Below are 1,437 nucleotides of genomic sequence, written 5' to 3' on the forward strand. Positions count from 1 at the left end.
CGCCCGGACCGCGATGGCGGTCGTCATGCCAGCCGGGGCCGCCACGGCCATGCCAGCCGCCGCGATCCCGATACGGGTCTCCCCGATGCTGGTCCCAATGCCGGTCCCAATGTTGGGCCATGGCCTGCCCCGGCACCGCGCTGGCCAGCGCACCCGACAGGCAAAGCCCGGTCATGAAGACAGAAAACGAACGAACCCGCATGGCTGGGGCTCCTTTATTTCATCAACATCCTGCGGCCACCGCTATCGGCGCCAATCTTGTCAGAATGGGGGCATGTCGGAATCAGGGCGTGTCGAAATCTGGGCACGCCGGAACCAGGGCATGCCGGAATCGCGCCCGGTCAGGCCGCGCGCGACAGCCGCTTGGCCAGGGCCGACAGGCGGTGGCGCCGCATCTCGCTGCGCGCCTTGGCGTCGTTTTCCATGTAGTTCAGTTGGATCGTGTAGCGCCTGCCGACATATTGCCGGTGGCCGTGCCAGGTGGTCGGCCCGTTGGGAAAGACCAGCAGCGTGCCGTCGACCGGCGGGATCTCGGCGGCATAGTCCTCGACATCGTCGGGGCCGCGCAGCAGGCGCAGGCAGCCTTCCCGCCGGGCCCAGGATTCGCTGGCCGGGTTCAGATACAGCAGCACCGTCACCCGCTTGGCCACCGAGTCGCAATGGATGCGGCCGTCCTTCTCGCGGGTGCGGCCGCGCAGGGTCAGCATGGTCGGGGCGTCGTGCAGGTCCAGTCCGAATTTCCGAGCGATCGCCTCGCGCAGCACCGGGCCCTCCAGTTCGGCCACCAGGTTGCGCACCAGCGGCGCCAGGTTCAGCGCCGAGGGCGGGAACGACCCGCCGGAATCGATGTCGGGCATCGAGGCCACCAGCGCCCGCAGATCGTCCGCCCGGATGAAATGCGGCACCACGACATGGGCGAACGGCGCGTCGGAGACCACGGCGGCCTCCAGCGCGGCATAATCGGGACGGATCGGTGCGGAGACGGTCATGAAACTGCCTGGACTGTGAAAACTGGGCCGTAGGAAACCAAGTGCGCACGCAAAGGGCATGACGAGGACGCACGCGCCGGGCGCCCCGTGGGCAGAGTCTTAGAACCGGCGGCCGGACGAGATCAAGGCACCCCTCCCGATCAAGGCACCCCTGGGGCCCGGTCCATCCTGGCCCATGCGGGCGGCTTTCGGGCGGCGGGACTTCACCAGATGGAGAGCAGGCGCCCTTCCGCCCGATTTGGCGGGCGCGGGCCCTTGCTGGGAATGAGGCCCGGCGCTATCGGCGATTCATGGAAGCCGCGCTGTCGTCCTTCGCTTCGGACCTGCATCTGCCGCCGGGGTCGGGCCCGCTGGCGGCGTACGAGGCACGCCTGGCGGCGGGCCTGCTGGCCCCCGATCCCGAACAGCGCAAGGCCGCCACCCGGCTGGACAGGCTGTGGCGCGAATT

Annotated in this window: 2 protein-coding genes; both read right to left on the minus strand. The window is 69.1% G+C overall.

The features are described from left to right. Positions 1-202: hypothetical protein (locus HUK84_RS18070; RefSeq protein WP_456306680.1), on the minus strand; the 202-nt coding region annotated here is incomplete at its 3' end. 139 nt (positions 203-341) lie between these two features. Continuing rightward, a complete protein-coding gene (locus HUK84_RS18075; RefSeq protein WP_176641480.1) occupies positions 342-989 on the minus strand; it encodes a 2OG-Fe(II) oxygenase family protein in 648 nt (215 codons plus the stop codon). Between the last annotated feature and the right edge of the window lie 448 nt (positions 990-1,437).

The organism is Nguyenibacter vanlangensis, assembly GCF_013376155.1.
Lineage (GTDB): Bacteria > Pseudomonadota > Alphaproteobacteria > Acetobacterales > Acetobacteraceae > Gluconacetobacter > Gluconacetobacter vanlangensis.

Excerpts from the sequence above, each read along its gene's own strand:
- HUK84_RS18075 (WP_176641480.1), bottom strand. The coding sequence starts at position 989 with ATGACCGTCTCCGCACCGATCCGTCCCGATTATGCCGCGCTGGAGGCC.